Raw genomic sequence first — 3,109 nt, 5'->3', positions numbered from 1 at the left:
AACTAAATTTCAACAATTTCAAAGTACTCTTTCCGATTTTAATGGGACATCAATGATAATTAATAGTGAATAATGATACCACGGCAGATGTAAGGGGGCAAAACTGAACTGTACCCACTTTTTGTTTTTATTTATTCGATTCTGATTGGATAAATAAAATAAGATGTGTATATTAGCACCCTATAACATTAATAATGTGTTGTATGGTTAAGAAGTGGATATTCCCTTTATTGATTGGGGTTTGTTTAATCAATACGTCTATGGCACAAGAGAATCCGATTTTATTATTCCCAAAAGGTGCGCCGGGAGAAACTATTAAATTAATAGAGAAAGCTGATACGGACGGTGGAAAAACCGGTGGTGAGAGTGTTTTGCGTATTACGAATGTAAGTGAGCCAACGATTACTATATATCATGCTCCGGATGAAGTGGCCTCGGGTGCCGCTATGATTGTCTGTCCTGGTGGTGGTTACAATATTTTGGCTTATGATTTGGAAGGTGATGAAGTTTGCGAATGGCTTAATAATCTTGGAATAACTGCGGTCTTACTTAAATACCGGGTTCCAAGACGAGAAGGATTGGAAAAGCACGAAGCTCCTTTGCAAGATGTACAGCGTACAATTGGTTATGTTCGAGCGAACGCTGAGAATTTGAATATAGATTCAAAGCGGATTGGTGTGATGGGATTCTCGGCTGGTGGCCATTTAGCCGCTATGGTTAGCAATAATTTTTTGAAACGTACTTATTCGGCTATTGATGTTACGGATAAAGTAAGTTGTCGTCCGGATTATTGTTTGTTGGTTTATCCCGCTTATTTAGATGGAGAGAACTTCCAATTGGCACCGGAGTTAAAGGTTTCATCTGCCACACCTCCAACCATGTTGATTCAAGCGGAAGATGACAAATCTTATATCAACAGTAGTATTTTCTATTATTATGCCTTAAAGGAAGCTGGTGTTCCGGCATGGATGCATTTGTATAGTCAAGGTGGCCATGGATATGGGTTACGAGATACAGGAGCGTCTGTAAATGAATGGCCGGATCGGGCTGAAGATTGGTTTCGTGAGATCGGTCTAATCGAATAGAACTCCAGCTATCTCTTCTGAAGACCTGCTGAGTAGATTCTCGGTCGATAAACTCCTATGGCTTGTGTAAAGCATTATGCGCTTTATGGAGCGTCCGTGGCTGGTCGAGATTATAATATGTCGTGTGATTGCCATGAATTCATGCGTTCTTATCAGGTTGCTGTAGAAGCAGGAGTAGGGAGTATTATGACACTTCATTTAACGAATTTGAAAGTGTCCCTGCGACCGGAAATACTTGGTTTCTTAATAACGTATTGTGTAAACAATGAGGATTTAACGGCTTTGTCGTGTCTGATTTTACGGTGATAGCGGCATGGAATAGGTAATAGTCTGGGAGTCGGAGTTAAGGTGCTGATGGGATTATTGTTGTTTTGGGTGAATCGATAGATATGAGTGGATAAGGCGTTTAGTGGAGCCATCCTTGAAATGCCGCAAACACAGAAAAAATTACTGGATGCTATCCAAAAGACAGGAAAACCGATCATAATGGTACTATAAGAAGACCTTAGATTATGTCGCTGAGCCGGGTGAGTTTCAGGTGATGATCGGTGGAAATAGTAAAGAGGTGAAAACAGCTTCGTTTACATTAAAATAATCCTGATCGGAAGGAATCAGTTATGAGTCTTTGCTAAATTCGAAATTATATGTATCTTTGTCGGAAGAAATATTATAAAATCATGGGGATGACCGGTTTTGAAAGACCTATCCGAAAAATCAAAGAAAATAAGAGTAAAGCAAAAGCTAAATAAAATACTAAATATTAGTGTTTTATAAGTAATATGAGAGCTAAACAGGAACAACGTGTTTTCCTTTGTTTAGCTCTTTTTTTTGTTACTTTTGTTACTCGTTTGTTACCCGTGAACGGAAATGTTACTTATCTTTACGGTGGGTAACAAATAAAGTAACGATATGGCAAAGCAAGTCAAAGTTAAAGAGCCGGTACGTATTCGTACAAAGAAACTGGCTAACGGGAATGAATCGATCTACCTGGATCTATACAAAGACGGTGATCGTGTGTACGAGTTTCTCAAACTCTATCTTATTCCGGAAAAATCAAAAGCAGATAAGGAAGCGAACCGTAAAACGTTAGAGTTAGCTAATGCGATCAAGGCTAAACGGATCGTAGAGTTGCAAAATAACGAACATGGCTTTAAAACAAATACTACCAGATCAAAGATGAATCTTATTCAATTTGTCTTACACTTGGCAGATGAACAACTAGCAAAATCGGGTAACAAGCGAAGTTATTATTATACGCTTCATTCACTTGCTAAGCATTTAGAGGCTTATGCTGGTGATAAAATCACCTTTACAAAGGTAAATACAGAGTTTGTTAAAGGGTTCATTGCTTATCTTCGTACTGCAATGAATTTTAACTATGAGAATAGTGAAAAGAAATCAAAATATGAAGTTCTTTCACAGAATACTCAACATAATCTATACAAAAAATTTGCTTGGGTAATTCGTAAAGCGATGCAAGCTGATATAATGGCGATTAATCCTCTTGATAAGATAGATAACACGGATAAACCTAAGCCGGAGGATGGGCAAAGGGAATTTTTAACGATTGAGGAAATAAAGAGGTTGATGAATACACCATGTGAAGATGATATGTTGAAATGCGCTTTTATCTTTTGCTGTTTAGTTGGGCTTCGTTACAGTGATGTGAAGAAGTTGGTCTGGAATGATTTGTATGAAGATAATGAAGGTGCCATTATCCTTCGGATTCGTGTGACTAAGACGAAACGTTGTGAGGACTTTCCTATAAGTAAAGAAGCTTTGAAATGGCTACCGGAAAGAATTGGCTCTGGTGATGAGAAAATTTTTAAATTGCCTAAAAATGATAATTCAAACCGGAAACTAAAACATTGGTGTACCTTGGCTGGTATAACAAAGAATGTCACTTTCCACGTAGCAAGACATTACGAATTGTCTTTATCGCTGAATTTGAATAGTTTGCAAAGATTTGTTTCTTGATGGGTAACGATTTAGAAACAAGCGAAGTTCTGTATTTTACCTCGTTT

At 37.8% G+C, this 3,109-nt stretch carries 2 protein-coding genes and 1 pseudogene; all 3 read left to right on the top strand.

Annotated elements, in window-relative coordinates; all coding sequences use genetic code 11:
* Positions 1-203 precede the first annotated feature (203 nt).
* A complete protein-coding gene (locus E5342_RS18755; protein WP_121736167.1) occupies positions 204-1,085 on the top strand; it encodes an alpha/beta hydrolase in 882 nt (293 codons plus the stop codon).
* Between the two features lie 57 nt (positions 1,086-1,142).
* A pseudogene (locus E5342_RS18750) lies at positions 1,143-1,351 on the top strand (glycoside hydrolase family 3 N-terminal domain-containing protein); the annotation flags it as partial.
* 643 nt (positions 1,352-1,994) lie between these two features.
* A complete protein-coding gene (locus tag E5342_RS18745; protein WP_246867172.1) occupies positions 1,995-3,062 on the top strand; it encodes a site-specific integrase in 1,068 nt (355 codons plus the stop codon).
* Positions 3,063-3,109 lie beyond the last annotated feature (47 nt).

It is taken from the genome of Parabacteroides distasonis (genome assembly GCF_004793765.1).
Taxonomy (GTDB): domain Bacteria; phylum Bacteroidota; class Bacteroidia; order Bacteroidales; family Tannerellaceae; genus Parabacteroides; species Parabacteroides distasonis_A.
Note: the sequence above shows the minus strand (reverse complement) of the source record. Positions and strands in the feature narration are given on the sequence as shown.

Coding starts and splice junctions, on each gene's coding strand:
- E5342_RS18755 (WP_121736167.1), top strand. CDS start 204: ATGGTTAAGAAGTGGATATTCCCTTTATTGATTGGGGTTTGTTTAATC.
- E5342_RS18745 (WP_246867172.1), top strand. CDS start 1,995: ATGGCAAAGCAAGTCAAAGTTAAAGAGCCGGTACGTATTCGTACAAAG.